At 73.0% G+C, this 14839-nt stretch carries 14 protein-coding genes; 11 read left to right on the top strand and 3 right to left on the bottom strand.

Features of this window, described 5'->3' with window-relative positions; translation table 11 throughout:
- The first annotated feature begins 31 nt into the window (after positions 1-31).
- The gene (locus ACFVVX_RS27835; RefSeq protein WP_387949412.1) at positions 32-775 is read left to right on the top strand and encodes an SseB family protein; all 744 of its coding nucleotides are present in this window, start codon (positions 32-34) and stop codon (positions 773-775) included.
- Positions 776-869: 94 nt separating this feature from the next.
- Here ACFVVX_RS27835 and ACFVVX_RS27830 read toward each other — a convergent pair whose 3' ends face one another.
- On the bottom strand, positions 870-1247 hold the full coding sequence (locus ACFVVX_RS27830) for a DUF1844 domain-containing protein (RefSeq protein ID WP_387949410.1): 378 nt from the start codon (positions 1245-1247) through the stop codon (positions 870-872).
- A 484-nt stretch (positions 1248-1731) separates the two neighbouring features.
- On the opposite strand from ACFVVX_RS27830, the gene infC reads away from it, so the two are divergent.
- From infC to ACFVVX_RS27790, 8 genes are all read left to right on the top strand, one after another.
- The gene (gene infC, locus ACFVVX_RS27825) at positions 1732-2490 is read left to right on the top strand and encodes a translation initiation factor IF-3 (protein WP_387949569.1); all 759 of its coding nucleotides are present in this window, start codon (positions 1732-1734) and stop codon (positions 2488-2490) included.
- Between the two features lie 140 nt (positions 2491-2630).
- Positions 2631-2825 carry a 50S ribosomal protein L35 gene (gene rpmI / locus ACFVVX_RS27820; RefSeq protein WP_030055648.1) on the top strand — a complete coding sequence of 65 codons (195 nt, stop codon included), beginning with the start codon at positions 2631-2633 and terminating at the stop codon, positions 2823-2825.
- Positions 2826-2934: 109 nt separating this feature from the next.
- A complete protein-coding gene (rplT, locus tag ACFVVX_RS27815; RefSeq protein ID WP_030055649.1) occupies positions 2935-3330 on the top strand; it encodes a 50S ribosomal protein L20 in 396 nt (131 codons plus the stop codon).
- Positions 3331-3541: 211 nt separating this feature from the next.
- Positions 3542-4417 carry a TrmH family RNA methyltransferase gene (locus tag ACFVVX_RS27810; RefSeq protein WP_387949408.1) on the top strand — a complete coding sequence of 292 codons (876 nt, stop codon included), beginning with the start codon at positions 3542-3544 and terminating at the stop codon, positions 4415-4417.
- Positions 4418-4468: 51 nt separating this feature from the next.
- Complete coding sequence (locus ACFVVX_RS27805) at positions 4469-5572, top strand: ATP-binding protein (protein WP_387949406.1); 1104 nt, start codon at positions 4469-4471, stop codon at positions 5570-5572.
- Between the two features lie 242 nt (positions 5573-5814).
- Entirely contained in the window at positions 5815-6936 is a 1122-nt protein-coding gene (pheS, locus tag ACFVVX_RS27800) for a phenylalanine--tRNA ligase subunit alpha (protein WP_387949404.1), read from the top strand.
- Positions 6936-9437: a phenylalanine--tRNA ligase subunit beta gene (gene pheT / locus ACFVVX_RS27795; RefSeq protein WP_387949402.1), complete on the top strand. Its 2502-nt coding sequence runs from the start codon at positions 6936-6938 to the stop codon at positions 9435-9437. Before pheS ends, pheT begins: the two co-directional genes overlap by 1 nt.
- Before the next feature lie 211 nt (positions 9438-9648).
- Positions 9649-10488: a chitosanase gene (locus ACFVVX_RS27790; RefSeq protein ID WP_387949400.1), complete on the top strand. Its 840-nt coding sequence runs from the start codon at positions 9649-9651 to the stop codon at positions 10486-10488.
- Between the two features lie 61 nt (positions 10489-10549).
- On the opposite strand, the gene ACFVVX_RS27785 is transcribed toward ACFVVX_RS27790, so the two are convergent.
- Positions 10550-11419 (bottom strand): 3-hydroxybutyryl-CoA dehydrogenase, encoded by an 870-nt coding sequence (locus tag ACFVVX_RS27785; RefSeq protein WP_387949398.1) that lies wholly within the window; start codon positions 11417-11419, stop codon positions 10550-10552.
- Between the two features lie 261 nt (positions 11420-11680).
- Here ACFVVX_RS27785 and ACFVVX_RS27780 point away from each other — a divergent pair, with 261 nt between their 5' ends.
- Positions 11681-12499 (top strand): SDR family NAD(P)-dependent oxidoreductase, encoded by an 819-nt coding sequence (locus tag ACFVVX_RS27780; protein WP_387949396.1) that lies wholly within the window; start codon positions 11681-11683, stop codon positions 12497-12499.
- 46 nt (positions 12500-12545) lie between these two features.
- Here ACFVVX_RS27780 and ACFVVX_RS27775 read toward each other — a convergent pair whose 3' ends face one another.
- Positions 12546-13469, bottom strand: coding sequence for a polysaccharide deacetylase family protein (locus ACFVVX_RS27775; RefSeq protein WP_387949394.1), 924 nt, complete (start codon positions 13467-13469; stop codon positions 12546-12548).
- A gap of 272 nt (positions 13470-13741) precedes the next feature.
- On the opposite strand from ACFVVX_RS27775, the gene ACFVVX_RS27770 reads away from it, so the two are divergent.
- A complete protein-coding gene (locus ACFVVX_RS27770) occupies positions 13742-14632 on the top strand; it encodes an SAM-dependent methyltransferase (RefSeq protein ID WP_387949392.1) in 891 nt (296 codons plus the stop codon).
- Positions 14633-14839 lie beyond the last annotated feature (207 nt).

Below are 14839 nucleotides of genomic sequence, written 5' to 3'. Positions count from 1 at the left end.
CGGGGGCGTGAGGTGGCATAGGGTCGGCCGGGTGGATCGCAAGAACATTCCGAACCCAGGATTCGCCGAGGACGACGGCACCGCCGACCCGGCGCTCGCCGCGGCGCTCGCACGCTGGTCCGAGGACCGCACGGCCGAACCGGAGGTGCTCGCGGCGCTGACACCGACCCGGCTGATGGTGCCGATCGTCGCGCTCCTCGGTGAGGTGGAGCTGGACGAGCACGGCCACAAGCACGAGAAGACCAGCGACATGGCCGTCCCGGTGGTCGAGGCCCCCGACGGCCGCCGGGCGCTGCCCGCCTTCACCTCCCTGGAGGCGATGGCCCGCTGGCGGGCCGACGCCCGCCCGGCGCCGGTGGCCGCGCCGCAGGCCGCGATGGTCGCCTTCTCCGAGCGCGCCGACACCCTGCTGATCGACCCGGCCGGCCCGGTGGCCTACCGGCTGTCCGGCGCCCGGCTGCGCGCGCTGGCGGAGAACCGCCCGTACCTGCCGCCGGTGCGCGACCCCGAGGTGCGCGAGGCGGTGCGGGCGCTGCTGGCGGCCGAGCCGCAGGTGGTGACCGGTCTGCTGGCGCCCTACGAGGACGGGGACGGCCTGCTCGCGGTGGTGTTCGAGGCGGGCCTGGACCAGCAGGCCGTCCAGGCGGCCGCGCAGCGGGTCGGGCAGGCCGTCGCGGCCGATCCGGTCCTGCGGGTCCGGCTCGACCGCGGCCTGAGCCTGGCCGTGCTGCCGGCCGACGCCCGGCTGCCCGGCGAGCCGCTGTACCGGCGGTAGCGGTACCGGCCGGTGCCGGATCGGCCGGTGCCGGATACCGCGGAAGGTGCCGCCCTCGTCCGACGAGGGGGCACCTTCACGGGTGTGCGGCGGCTCAGGCGTAGACCGGCCCGGTGAACTTCTCGCCGGGGCCCGCGCCCGGGGCGTCCGGGACGAGGGAGGCCTCGCGGAAGGCCAGCTGGAGCGACTTCAGGCCGTCCCGCAGCGGCGCGGCGTGGAAGTTGCTGATCTCGGGGGCGCCGGCGGTGACCAGCCCGGCCAGCGCGGTGATCAGCTTGCGGGCCTCGTCGAGGTCCTTGTCCGCCTCGCCGCCCTCGGCCAGCCCGCACTTCACGGCGGCCGCGCTCATCAGGTGCACCGCGACGGTGGTGATCACCTCGACGGCCGGGACCTCGGCGATGTCCCGGGTGAGGTCGTCGAAGCCGAGCGCCTCGTCGTCGGAGGCGGGGTTCTGGGTGGGCTCGGTGCTCAAGGGGACTCACTCCGTCGTGCCGGTGTACGTACACCAGGAGCGTACAAGGGCGCGGGGGAACGGCCCGGGCCACGGGGAGCGAGGGGCGGAATACCGCCGGGAGTCGAAACGCTGTATGCTTCGAGACTGACCGGCCGGGAGCCCCCAGGGCGCCTGGCCAGCAAGTGGAGGCTCCACTCACAGGAGGCCCGAGAGGGCAACCGCGAAAGTCTCCCACCTGATCGGCTTCACCGTCGACGGGTCCCGGTCCGCGACGGGCGCCGCAGGGTGCCGAGTCGCCGCAGTGCCCCTCACCGGGTACCGCCCCCGGATATGTGGAGCCCCGCTTGCACCGAGCGGGGCTTTTTTCGTGTCGCGGTGCATGCAGTGCCTACCAGCAAGTCAGGCAGCGCAGCACGAATGAAGCCCCGCCCAGTGGTCGAGTCCACTACGTGCGACCGCCGTCCGACGGCCGCATCGCAGAAGGTGCAACCGAGGAGGCCCCATCAGCACCGAGCCCCGCATCAACGACCGGATTCGCGTCCCCGAGGTGCGACTCGTCGGTCCCAGCGGCGAGCAGGTCGGCATCGTGCCGCTTGCCAAGGCGCTGGAGCTTGCGCAGGAGTACGACCTTGACCTCGTCGAGGTCGCGGCGACCGCCCGGCCGCCGGTGTGCAAGCTCATGGACTACGGCAAGTTCAAGTACGAGTCGGCCATGAAGGCCCGTGAGGCGCGCAAGAACCAGGCGCACACGGTCATCAAGGAGATGAAGCTCCGGCCGAAGATCGACCCGCACGACTATGACACCAAGAAGGGTCACGTCGTCCGGTTCCTCAAGCAGGGCGACAAGGTCAAGATCACGATCATGTTCCGCGGTCGTGAGCAGTCCCGCCCCGAGCTGGGCTTCCGACTGCTGCAGCGGCTGGCGAACGACGTCCAGGACCTGGGCTTCGTGGAGTCCTCGGCCAAGCAGGACGGCCGAAACATGATCATGGTTCTTGGCCCGCACAAGAAGAAGACCGAGGCGATGGCCGAGGCCCGCGCGCTCGCCGACGCCCGCAAGGCCGAGCGACAGGGCCGGACCCCCGGCTCCGACGCCGCCGAGCTGGACGAGGACGCGGCGCTCGAGGCCGAGAACGCCGCAGCCGAGGCGGAGGCCGACGAGGCCGACGACATCGAGGATGTCGAGGCCGCCGAGGTCGACGAGGCCGCCGAGGTCGCCGCCGAGGTCGAGCAGCCGGCCGAGGCCTCCCAGGACGCCTGAGCCTTCACCGGCCAGGGCGGCCCGGGAGACCGGCCACCAGGGTGACGGGGCGTCCTGCCCGGTCATCACAGATCCATCCTTCACGCCCGCGCGGCGCAAACCGCGCGGGCGTGGACGGACCGACGAGGAGATACGGCGAAATGCCGAAGCAGAAGACGCACAGTGGCGCCAGCAAGCGCTTCAAGATCAGTGGCTCTGGCAAGGTGCTGCGCGAGCGCGCGGGCCGTCGCCACCTCCTGGAGCACAAGCCCTCGACGCTGACCCGCAAGCTGGCCGGCACCGTCGAGCTGGCCCCGGCTGACGCCAAGAAGATCAAGAAGCTTCTCGGCAAGTGATCGCCCTCCCGTCCGGCGCGAGCCGCTGACGGGGCAGCTGATCCTTCCCGACCCATTCGAATGACGGACCACGTGAAGTAGTCCGTGGTCCAACTCAAGGAGTAATCAAGTGGCACGCGTCAAGCGGGCAGTCAACGCCCACAAGAAGCGCCGGGTCATCCTGGAGCGCGCCAGCGGCTACCGGGGCCAGCGCTCGCGCCTGTACCGCAAGGCCAAGGAGCAGGTCACCCACTCGCTGGTCTACAACTTCAACGACCGCAAGAAGCGCAAGGGCGACTTCCGTCAGCTGTGGATCCAGCGCATCAACGCTGCGGCCCGTGCCAACGGCATCACCTACAACCGCTTCGTGCAGGGCCTGAAGGCCGCGAGCGTCGAGATCGACCGCAAGATGCTTGCGGACCTCGCGGTCAACGACCCGGGCGCGTTCGCGTCGCTCGTCGAGGTCGCCCAGAAGGCGCTGCCGGCCGACGTCAACGCCCCGAAGGCTGCCGCCGACGCCGCCTGATCCTCCTGGATCAGCCGAGCTGACCGGACCCGCAGGCTCCATCCTGCGGGTCCGGTTTTGCGTTCCGCGCGCCACGGGCCCCGACCGCACCGGCCCAGCACCGGCCCCACCGCACCGGGCCCACCGTGACGGTCCGGCCGCGCCGGTCACCCCGAACCGCACCGCACCGGCCCAGCACCCGCCACCGGCTCCCCGCCCCAGAGACGAGAACATGCCGAGCACCGACACCCCCCTGCTGACCTCCCTGCGCTCGCCCCGGGTGGTCGCCGCCCGCCGGCTCGCCAAGCGGAACCAGCGCACCAAGGAGCGCCGCTTCCTCGTCGAGGGCCCGCAGGCCGTGCGCGAGGCCGTCGCGTTCGGGAAGCTGCCGGGCTCGTCCGAGCACGCCGTGGTCGAGGTCTACGCCACCCCCGAGGCCGCCGAGCGGCACGCCGGCATCGTCGCCGCCGCCCTCGCCGAGGGCCTGCCGGTGCTCACCGCCACCGACGAGGTCGTCGCCGAGATCTGCGACACCGTGACCCCGCAGGGCATCGTGGCGCTCTGCCGCTTCATCGACACCCCCTTCGAGGAGGTGCTCAGGGCCCGCCCCCAGCTGGTGGCGGTGCTCGCGCACGTCCGCGACCCGGGGAACGCCGGCACCGTGCTGCGCACCGCCGACGCGGCCGGTGCGGACGCCGTGGTGCTGACCGACGCCTCGGTCGACCTGTACAACCCGAAGGCCGTCCGGGCCTCCGTCGGCAGCCTGTTCCACCTCCCGGTCGCCGTCGGCGTGCCGGTCGAGGAGGCCGTCGCCCGGCTGCGCGAGGCGGGCGTGCGGGTGCTGGCCGCGGACGGCGCGGGGGAGCGCGACCTCGACCAGGAGCTGGACGAGGGCACCCTGGGCGCGCCCGGCGCATGGGTGTTCGGCAACGAGGCGTGGGGGCTTCCGGAGGAGACCCGCGCACTCGCCGACGAGGTGGTGCGCGTACCGATCCACGGACACGCCGAGAGCCTCAACCTCGCCACGGCCGCCGCCGTCTGCCTCTACGCCTCCGCCCGTGCGCAGCGCTCGCCGGGAGGGTGTCGCGCACAGGGCCAGGAGCGCTAGGGTCTGCCTCGGTGGGGGGAAAGACACGGTGGGTAATCGGGGAGGACACCCATGGCCGTCAACGGGGCAGAGCTGGACCCGGACGACCTGCCGGACGGCCTGGTGGTCGCCGACGCCCTGGGCCGGGTGGTCTGCTTCAACCGCGCGGCCGCCCGGCTGACCGGCATCGCACCGCAGGCCGCGCTCGGCAGCCCGCTGGCGGACGCGCTGCCGCTGGAGGACCTGGACGGCCGCCGCTGGTGGCAGCTGACCGACCCGTACGGGGGCCTGGCGATCCGCACCAGCCAGCCCGAGCGCAACCTGCTGCTGCCCGGCGGCCGTGAGGTGCTGGTCTCCGCCCGCTACGTCCGGGCCCGCCCGCAGGGCCCGCTGGAGCGGCTGGTGATCGCCCTGCGCGGCACCGAGGCCCGCCGGCGCACCGAGCGCAGCCACGCCGAGCTGATCGCGACCGTCGCGCACGAGCTGCGCTCGCCGCTGACGAGCGTCAAGGGCTTCACCGCGACGCTGCTGGCCAAGTGGGAGCGGTTCACCGACGGGCAGAAGCGGCTGATGCTGGAGACCGTCGACGCCGACGCCGACCGGGTCACCCGGCTGATCGCCGAACTGCTGGACATCTCCCGGATCGACGCCGGCCGGCTGGAGCTGCGCAAGCAGGTGGTCGACCTGGCCGCCGCCGTGCGCCGGCACGTCGACGGCAAGGTCGCGGCCGGCACCCCCGAGGACCGCTTCGACATCCGGATCGCCGAGCCGCTCACCGTGCTGTGGGCCGACCCCGACAAGGTCGACCAGGTGCTGGCCAACCTGCTGGAAAATGCGGTGCGGCACGGCGAGGGAACTGTCACGATCGAGGTGGCACCGGCCAAGGAGGTCGTCGAGGCACCCGTCTGGGATCGCCCCGGCACCCCGCCCCGCATCGTGGAAGGCACAGCGATCACCGTGAGCGACGAGGGCAGCGGCATCCCCGAGGAGTCGATGCCGCGCGTCTTCACCCGCTTCTGGCGCGGCTCCAAGCGCGGCGGCACGGGCCTGGGCCTCTATATCGTCAAGGGCATCGTGGAGGCCCACGGCGGCTCGATCCGCGTCGACCGCGCGCCCGGCGGCGGCGCCCGGTTCCGATTTATCCTGCCCGCCGGGGTGCCCGACTTCATGCTCTGAACGAGCGCGGGCAAGGAGCCGAGCAGGCTCCCGGGCGCTCCCGGACGGGCTTCACGACAGTCGCGCTACGCGCTGCGACTACACTCGACCTTTGGCGTTGCGCAACGCCCTGCGCGGCTGCGCCGCGGACATCCCCCTCTTCGGTACGGAGAGCGGCTGCCCGTGCCCCGGCCACGCCGGGCGTGACGCAGAGGCGAGCCCCTTACCTGAGCACGGACGAGCAGGAGCACGGGAAGATAGAGATGTCGGCACCCAACAAGTCTTACGACCCGGTCGAGGTCGAGGCCCTCAAGCCCGAGGTGGTGGAGCAGGCCCGCGACGAGGCCCTCGCAGCCTTCGCCGCCGCCACCACCCTCGACGAGCTGAAGCAGGCCAAGGTCGCCCACACCGGCGACCGCTCCGCGCTCTCCCTCGCCAACCGCGAGATCGGCGCCCTGCCCCCGCACGCCAAGGCCGCCGCCGGCAAGCTGATCGGCCAGGCCCGGGGCGCCGTCAACCAGGCCCTCGCCCGGCGGCAGACCGAGCTGGAGGCGGAGCGCGACGCCCGCGTGCTGGTCGAGGAGGCGGTGGACGTCACGCTGCCGTACGACCGCGCCCCGCGCGGCGCCCGCCACCCGCTGACCACGATGGCCGAGCGCATCGAGGACACCTTCGTGGCCATGGGCTACGAGGTCGCCGAGGGCCCCGAGGTCGAGGCCGAGTGGCTGAACTTCGACGCCCTCAACCTGGGCCCGGACCACCCGGCCCGCTCGATGCAGGACACCTTCTTCGTCCGGGCGCCCGACGGCTCCGCCGACTCCGGCGTGGTGCTGCGCACCCAGACCTCCCCGGTCCAGGCCCGCACGATGCTCGACCGCGAGCCCCCGATCTACGTGGTCTGCCCCGGCCGGGTCTACCGCACGGACGAGCTGGACGCCACCCACACCCCGGTCTTCCGGCAGGTCGAGGGCCTGGCCGTGGACGAGGGCATCACCTTCGCCGACCTCAAGGGCACCATCGAGCAGCTGGTGTCCAAGCTGATCGGCGACGGCCTGGAGCTGCGCTGGCGCCCCTCGTACTTCCCGTTCACCGAGCCGAGCGCCGAGATCGACCTGCAGTGCTTCGTGTGCCGCGGCGAGAGCGTCGGCAACCCGGACCGGCCCTGCCGCACCTGCTCCTCCGAGGGCTGGATCGAGCTCGGCGGCTGCGGCGTGGTCAACCCGCGGGTGCTGATCGCCTGCGGTGTCGACCCGAACCGCTACAGCGGGTTCGCCTTCGGCCTGGGCCTGGAGCGGATCCTGATGAACCGTCACAACGTCGCCGACATGCGCGACATGGTCGAGGGTGACGTCCGCTTCACCCTCCCGTTCGGGATGGAGATCTGATGCGCGTCCCGCTTTCCTGGCTGCGCGAGTACGTCGACCTGCCGGCCGGCGAGACCGGCCGCGACGTCGCGGAGCGCCTGGTCCGCGCCGGCCTCGAGGTCGAGACCGTCGAGCAGATCGGCACCGACCTCAAGGGCCCGCTGGTCGTCGGCCAGGTGCTCTCCATCGAGGAGCTGTCCGGCTTCAAGAAGCCGATCCGGCACTGCTTCGTCAACGTCGGCGACGCCAACGGCACCGGCGCACCGCAGGAGATCGTCTGCGGCGCGACCAACTTCGCCGTCGGCGACAAGGTCGTCGTGGTCCTCCCGGGCGCCGTGCTGCCCGGCCCGTTCCCGATCGCCGCGCGGCAGACCTACGGCCACACCTCGGCCGGCATGATCTGCTCCGCCCGCGAGCTGGGCATGGGCGACGACCACGACGGCATCATCGTCCTGGAGCAGCACCACGAGCCCGGCACCGACGCGATCGAGCTGCTCCAGCTCGTCGACGAGGTGCTGGACATCGCCGTCACCCCGGACCGCGGCTACTGCCTGTCCATGCGCGGTGTGGCCCGTGAGGCCGCCGCCGCGTACGGGCTGCCGCTGGCGGACCCGGCGCTGCTGGACGTGCCCCCGGCCAACTCCTTCGGCTACCTGGTCAAGGTCGCCGACCCGGCCGGCTGCGACCGCTTCGTCGCCCGCACGGTGATCGGCCTCGACCCCACCGCCAAGTCCCCGATCTGGCTGCAGCGCCGGCTCCAGAAGTCCGGCATCCGCCCGATCTCGCTGACCGTCGACATCACCAACTACGTGATGCTGGAGGTCGGCCAGCCGCTGCACGCCTACGACAAGCAGCGCGTGAACGGCCCGATCACCGTGCGCCGGGCCGAGAACGGCGAGCGCCTCACCACCCTCGACGGCGTCGCGCGCAAGCTCTCCGCCGAGGACCTGCTGATCTGCGACACCAGCGGCCCGATCGGGCTGGCCGGCGTCATGGGCGGCGCCTCCACCGAGATCCTCGACCCGGCCGCCGGCCCGGGCACCACCGAGGTGATCATCGAGGCGGCCCACTTCGACCCGGTCGTCATCGCCCGCGGTGCCAAGCGGCACAAGCTGCCCTCCGAGGCGTCCAAGCGCTTCGAGCGCGGCGTCGACCCGGAGGCCGCCCGCGCCGCCGCACAGCGCGCCGTCGACCTGCTGGTCCTGATCGCCGGCGGCACCGCCGAGGCCGGGGTCACCGACATCGCCGCCCCGCACCCGGTGCGCACCATCACCATCGCCGCGGACCTGCCCGACCGGGTGGCCGGCGCCGAGTACGGCCGCGAGAGCGTCACCCGCCGCCTGCAGGAGATCGGCTGCTCCGTCGCGGGCGCCGACGTCCTGGAGGTCACCCCGCCGACCTGGCGGCCCGACCTCACCGACCCGTACGACCTCGCGGAGGAGGTCATCCGCCTGGAGGGCTACGACAACGTGCCCGCCCGGATGCCCACCGTGCCGCCGGGCAAGGGCCTTACCGAGGCCCAGCGGATGCACCGCCGGGTCGGCGTGGCGCTGGCCGGCGCCGGCTACGTCGAGGTCAACAACTACCCGTTCGTCGGCGAGGCCGCCTTCGACGCGCTCGGCCTGGAGAAGGACGACCGCCGCCGCCGCACGGTCAAGCTGGTCAACCCGCTCAACGACGAGGAGCCGGCGCTGCGCACCACGCTGCTGCCGGGCCTGCTCGGGGCGCTGCGCCGCAACGTCGGGCGCGGCAACACCGACCTGGCGATCTTCGAGACGGGCACCGTCTTCCTGCCCAAGGACGAGCTGTCCGTCGCGCCGCGCCCGGCCGTCGACCACCGTCCCAGCAACGAGGAGCTCGCCGCCCTCGACGCCGCCCTGCCGCACCAGCCGCGCCGGGTCGCCGTCGCACTGGCCGGCGAGCGGCTGCCCTCCGGCTGGTGGGGCAAGGGCGCCGACGCCTCCTGGGCGGACGCCGTCGAGGCGGCCCGCACGGTGGCCCGCGCGGCCGGCGTCGAGCTGACCGTGCGCCAGGGTCAGCTGATGCCCTGGCACCCGGGCCGCTGCGCCGAGCTGCTGGTCGCCGGCACCGACCGGGTGGTCGGCCACGCCGGTGAGCTGCACCCGCGCGTGGTGAAGGCGATGGGCCTTCCGGAGCGCAGCAGCGCGATGCAGATGGACCTCGACCTGCTCACCGCCGACGGTGTCGAGCGGGTCTCCGGTCCGGCGGTCTCCGGCTTCCCGGTGGCCACCCAGGACGTGGCGCTGATCGTCGACGCGGCCGTCCCGGCCGCCGAGGTGGAGGCGGCGCTGCGCTCCGGGGCGGGCGAACTGCTGGAGGACATCCGGCTGTTCGACGTCTTCACCGGCGAGCAGGTCGGCGCGGGACGGAAGTCGCTGGCGTACGCGCTGCGCTTCCGCGCGGCGGACCGCACGCTGACCGCCGACGAGGCGAGCGCCGCCCGCGAGGCGGCCGTGGCCGAGGCCCTCGCCCGCACCGGCGCGGTGCTGCGCGGCGCCTGATCCGCGGGCCGTACCGAAGGGCCCCTGGAGACCGTCCGGTCTCCAGGGGCCCTTCGGCGTGCGGGCGGTGACTTCCGGCCGCCGCTTGAGGCGATTCGGTCAAAACCCTTGCGGACGCGGCGCGGTGGGCGCTATCTCTTAGTTAGGAAAGTTTCCTAACTCCCACGGAGCCCGGGTACCCCCTGCCCGGGCCAAGGAAACGGAGCGTCAGATGCACCGTCCGCAGCACCGCACCGTACGCATAGCCCTCGCCGCCCTCCTGGTGGCCGCGCCCGCCACCGTGGCGGCGGCCGGCGCCGCCCAGGCCGCGCCGGCCGCGGCCGTCGTCCAGGTGAAGGCCGTCGGCCTGGACGACCCGCACAAGAAGGACATCGCGATGCAGCTGGTGTCCAGCGCCGAGAACTCCTCGCTGGACTGGAAGGCGCAGTACAAGTACATCGAGGACATCAAGGACGGCCGCGGCTACACCGCCGGCATCATCGGCTTCTGTTCCGGCACCGGCGACATGCTCGACCTGGTCGAGCACTACACCGACCTCAAGCCCGGCAACATCCTCGCCAAGTACCTGCCCGCCCTGCGCAAGGTCAACGGCACCGAGTCGCACAGCGGCCTCGGCAGCGCCTTCGTGAAGGACTGGGCCACCGCCGCCAAGGACTCCGTCTTCCTGCAGGCCCAGAACGACGAGCGCGACCGCGTCTACTTCAACCCCGCCGTCAACCAGGCCAAGGCCGACGGCCTGCGCGCGCTCGGCCAGTTCGCCTACTACGACGCCATCGTCATGCACGGCGGCGGCTTCGACGCGGCGGGCTTCGGCACCATCCGCAAGAACGCCCTGAAGAAGGCCAAGTCCCCCGCGCAGGGCGGCGACGAGGCCACCTACCTCAAGGCCTTCCTGGACGCCCGCAAGGCCGCCATGAAGCTGGAGGAGGCGCACTCCGACACCAGCCGCGTCGACACCGAGCAGCTGGTCTTCCTGAACGCCAAGAACTTCGACCTCAACCCCCCGCTCAAGTGGAAGGTCTACGGCGACAGCTACGCCATCAACAGCTGAGCGCGGACACGCCGAGGGGGCGGGGAGGCCACGGCCTCCCCGCCCCCTGCGCGTGCGGAGGTCAGGCGCTCGCGGTGTAGTCGTAGAAGCCGCGGCCGGACTTGCGGCCCAGCAGCCCGGCGTCGACCATCCGGGACAGCAGCGGGGGAGCGGCGTACAGCGGCTCCTTGTACTCGTCGTACATCGACTCGGCGATCGACACGATGGTGTCCAGGCCGATCAGGTCGCACAGCCGCAGCGGGCCCATCGGGTGGGCGCAGCCGGCCTCCATGCCCTTGTCGATGTCGGACGCCGTCGCCACCCCGGACTCGAACATCCGCACCGCCGACAGCAGGTACGGCACCAGCAGCGCGTTCACCACGAAACCGGCGCGGTCACGGGCCCGGATCGGCTCCTTGCCGAGCACCTGGGTGGCGAAGGTCTCCACCCGCTCGGTGGTGGCGGCCGAGGTGGTCAGCGTCGGGATGACCTCGACCAGCTTCTGCACCGGCGCCGGGTTGAAGAAGTGCAGGCCGATGACCTGCTCCGGGCGCGAGGTGGCGGCGGCCAGCTTCACGATCGGGATCGACGAGGTGTTGGAGGCGAGGATCGCGTCGCGGCGCTCCACCACCTGGTCCAGCGTCTGGAAGATCTTGACCTTGATGTCCTCGCGCTCGGCGACCGCCTCGACCACCAGGTCGCGGTCGGCGAAGTCCGCCAGGTCGGTGGTGAAGGCCAGCCGGGACAGCGCCTCGTCGCGCAGCTCGGGGGTCAGCTTGCCGCGCTTGACCGCGGTCTCCAGGGAGTTGGTCAGCCTGGTCCGGCCGAACTCCAGCGCCTCACCGCTGGCCTCCGACACCAGGACGTCCAGCCCGGCCCGGGCGAAGACCTCCGCGATGCCCGACCCCATGAGACCGCAGCCGATCACTCCGACGCGCGCGATGTCACTCACTCCGTTGCCCTTCGGTGGTGCTGGGGGTGACCCAGCGAGGTGTCCCAGCAAGCTGCTGTTCAGCGGGCGGGCGTACCGGAATGCGTGAACCGGTGCACCGCCCCGACGACGTTACTACTCCGTACCGGCCGGTAGGTCATCCCCTCCCCGGCTGAGCCGAACGGGTGAGGCCGCTCCCGCCGCCCGTGCGCCCGGGTACCGACCCGCCCGCGGACGGACAGAATGCGGGACGGTCGGGGGTCAGGCGAAGGGAGCAACGGGATGCCGTCGGGATCGCTCAGAGGACAGGTCGCCCTGGTCACCGGGGCCGGCCGGGGCATCGGCCGGGAGATCGCCATCGGCCTGGCCGCCGAGGGCATGGGCGTCGGCCTCGTCGGCCGCACCCACGAGACCCTCACCGACACCCTCAAGGAGTGCGCCCGGCACGGCTCCCGCGGGGTCGCCGTCACCGCCGACGTCACCCGGCACGGCTCGGTCCGCGAGGCCGTCCGGGTCGTCGAACGCGACCTCGGCCCGGTCGACCTCCTGGTCAACAACGCCGGCCAGGTCGACCACGCCGAGGTCCCGCTCTGGGAGACCGACCCCAACCACTGGTGGCAGGTGATCGAGACCAACCTGCGCGGCCCCTACAACCTGCTGCGCTGCGTCCTGCCCGGCATGGTCGAGCGCGGCCACGGCCGGGTGGTCAACCTCAACTCCGGCTTCGCGCTGCGCCCTGACGGCAACTACACCGCCTACGCCACCTCCAAGGGCGCGCTGCTCCAGCTCTCCGACAACATCGCCGACTCGCTCGCCGGACACCGCATCGTGGTCCTCGACATCAGCCCCGGCGCGGTGGCCACCGACATGACCGCCGGGATGCCGATGTTCCAGGACATGAAGACCTGGGGCTCCATCCCCTACATGGTCGCCGTCACGGTGGACGCGGCGCGCGGCCGCTTCGACGCCCTGCACGGGCGCTTCATCCACGCCGGGCGGGACAACCTGGAGGAGCTGGTCAGCCGCGCCGAGGAGATCCGCGCGGCCGACGCCCGGACGCTGCGGCTGCGCCCCTACGGGCCGCAGGACCCGATGGGCTGAGCCCGCGGACGGCCGGCCCCGGGCGCGGAGCCCGCGGACGCCGGCCCTAGGCGCAGAGCTGGCTGGCGGTGACCGGCTTGAGTCCGGCCTTGGCCAGGCCGTCGAGGATGCCGGGCAGCGCGTCCACCGTGCACTGGTGGCCCATGTGCAGCGCGACCACCGAGCCGCCCTTGACCGAGCCGAGCACCCGGCGCTGGAGCTCGGCGGCGCTCGGGTCGCTGTAGTCGCGCGGGTCCACGTCGAAGGAGAGCACGTGCTCGTACCCGACCGCCCGGGCCTGCTCGCGCACCATCGGGGTGGCGTACTGGGCGGCGGACGGCCGGAACCAGCGGCCGATCGAGCCGGTGAGCCGCTGCAGCCGCTCCGCGCACTGGGCGATCTCGGCCCGGGCCTGCTCCGGCGTCATGGTGGAGATGTTCTGGTGGTTCTGGGTGTGGTTGCCCAGCTCGTGGCCGCCGTCCAGGATCCGGCGGGCCATCTGCGGCTGCTGGTCCAGCCAGCTGCCGACGGCCATCACCGTGAGCCTGGCGCCGCGCTGTTCGGCGATCTCCAGCACGGCGGTGGCCAGCTTCGGATCCCCGCTGCCGTGGAAGGTCAGGGCGACGTTCCTGCCGGTGCGCGGCCCGTACGCGACCTCGGCCGGGGTGCCCGGGGCCAGCGGCGGCAGCGCGGGCGGGGCCGGCGGCGCGGTGGCGGTCGGGGCGGCGGTGGCCGGGAGGTCCGGGGAGGGCGCCGGGTCGGGCGAGGCGGTCGGCGCGGGGGAGGCCGGGCCCTCCCCGGCGGCCCAGGCCGGGTCGACGGCGGCCGGGTCGCCGCCCTGCGGGTCGACCGTGCCGGCGTGCACGGCGAGGAGCCCGGGATCCGTCCGGCGGGGGGCGCTGTCCCCGCAGGCGGTGAGCAGCCCGCCGACGGCGGTGAGAACGGCCAGCTTGGCGGCGGAGCGCAGTACGGTGCGGCGGTCGGCAGTCATCGGCAGTCAGCATAGGGACGACGCGGCGCCCGGGCGATTCGGAGGGTGCCCCAGCGAGCGGTTCGACGTGCTCATACCCGTCCGGTGGGCGTTGCGTGAACCTGAACTCGCGCTGTTTCCGCACGGTGTCGTCGGATACGATCACGGCGCACCGCCCGGTACTCGCAACGGAGTCGCAACAGACCGGTCCCGCCGAGCAGTTCGGCGGTCGGCCGCGGCACCCGCAGCGCGGTGGTGCGCATTCCGGCAGGTGAGCATAGGGGGCGGACAGGATGCACGAGGACGAGGGCACCGCTGTGGCGGCCGCGGGGGCGGACACGGACTGGGACTGGGCGCGGTCCGAGGACTGGCAGCCGCCGACCGAACTGGACACCGGCGTCCCGCACACGGCCCGGATGTACGACTACTACCTCGGCGGCAAGGACAACTTCGAGGTCGACCGCAAGGCCGCCGAGGCCGCCATCGCCGCCTACCCCGCGCTGCCGCTGCTGGCCCGCACCAACCGCGAGTTCCTCGGCCGCGCCGTCGAGTTCGTGGCCGGCCGGGGCATCCGCCAGTTCATCGACATCGGCACCGGCATCCCCGCCGTCGGCTCCACGAGCGAGGTCGCCCAGCGCGCCGCCCCGGACGCCCGCGTCGTCTACATCGACAACGACCCGATCGTGGCCACCCACGCCCGGGCGCTGCTGGCCGGCCACCCCGCCGGGCACACCTCCGTCATCGAGGCCGACCTGCGGGATCCCTCCTCGATCCTCGAACACCCCGGTCTGCGCGCGGCCGTCGACCTCGGCGAGCCGGTGGCGCTGATGCTGGTCGCGGTCCTGCACTTCATCCGGGACGAGGACGGCGCCCGGGAGATCGTCCGGACCCTGCGCGACGCGCTCGCGCCGGGCAGCGCGCTGATCCTCTCGCACGGCAGCCCCGACTTCGCCTCCCGGGAGAGCGCGGCCGAGGGCACCCGGATCTACAAGAGCGCCAGCGCCCCGCTGGTGCTGCGCCCGCGCGCGGCCGTCGAGCCGTTCTTCGGGGACTTCGAGTTCGCCGGCCCGGGCCTGGTCCAACTCCCGCTCTGGCGCCCGGAGGCCGGGCACGTGCCCACCGGGGAGCTCCCGGCCGGCTGGCAGGACGTCTCCGCGTACGCGGCCGTCGCCTTCAAGCGCTGACCCGCCTTCAAGCGCTGACCCGCCTTCGGGCACCGAAGCCGCCTTCGAGCCGCGGCGCCCGGAGGCGGCCCCGGCGCCGCCGTCGGGCGCCTTGGCAGGGTCCGGGTCCGCTTAGTGCCGCGTCAGGCAACCTTCGCCCCGTCGCGACGCCCGGCACGCACTCTCGCCGCACCGGCCGAAAGCCCAAGTACGTCCAGTACGAGGACT

Source organism: Kitasatospora sp. NPDC058170, from assembly GCF_042883905.1.
GTDB lineage: Bacteria > Actinomycetota > Actinomycetes > Streptomycetales > Streptomycetaceae > Kitasatospora.
The sequence above is the reverse complement of the archived record's forward strand: the minus strand, read 5'-3'. Positions and strand labels throughout refer to the sequence as shown.

What these genes read in the sequence shown, in the direction of transcription:
- rpmI (WP_030055648.1), top strand. Translation starts at nt 2,631, where the DNA reads ATGCCGAAGCAGAAGACGCACAGTGGCGCCAGCAAGCGCTTCAAGATC.
- ACFVVX_RS27810 (WP_387949408.1), top strand. Translation starts at nt 3,542, where the DNA reads ATGCCGAGCACCGACACCCCCCTGCTGACCTCCCTGCGCTCGCCCCGG.
- ACFVVX_RS27805 (WP_387949406.1), top strand. Translation starts at nt 4,469, where the DNA reads ATGGCCGTCAACGGGGCAGAGCTGGACCCGGACGACCTGCCGGACGGC.
- pheS (WP_387949404.1), top strand. Translation starts at nt 5,815, where the DNA reads ATGTCGGCACCCAACAAGTCTTACGACCCGGTCGAGGTCGAGGCCCTC.
- pheT (WP_387949402.1), top strand. Translation starts at nt 6,936, where the DNA reads ATGCGCGTCCCGCTTTCCTGGCTGCGCGAGTACGTCGACCTGCCGGCC.
- ACFVVX_RS27790 (WP_387949400.1), top strand. Translation starts at nt 9,649, where the DNA reads ATGCACCGTCCGCAGCACCGCACCGTACGCATAGCCCTCGCCGCCCTC.
- ACFVVX_RS27780 (WP_387949396.1), top strand. Translation starts at nt 11,681, where the DNA reads ATGCCGTCGGGATCGCTCAGAGGACAGGTCGCCCTGGTCACCGGGGCC.
- ACFVVX_RS27775 (WP_387949394.1), bottom strand. Translation starts at nt 13,469, where the DNA reads ATGACTGCCGACCGCCGCACCGTACTGCGCTCCGCCGCCAAGCTGGCC.
- ACFVVX_RS27770 (WP_387949392.1), top strand. Translation starts at nt 13,742, where the DNA reads ATGCACGAGGACGAGGGCACCGCTGTGGCGGCCGCGGGGGCGGACACG.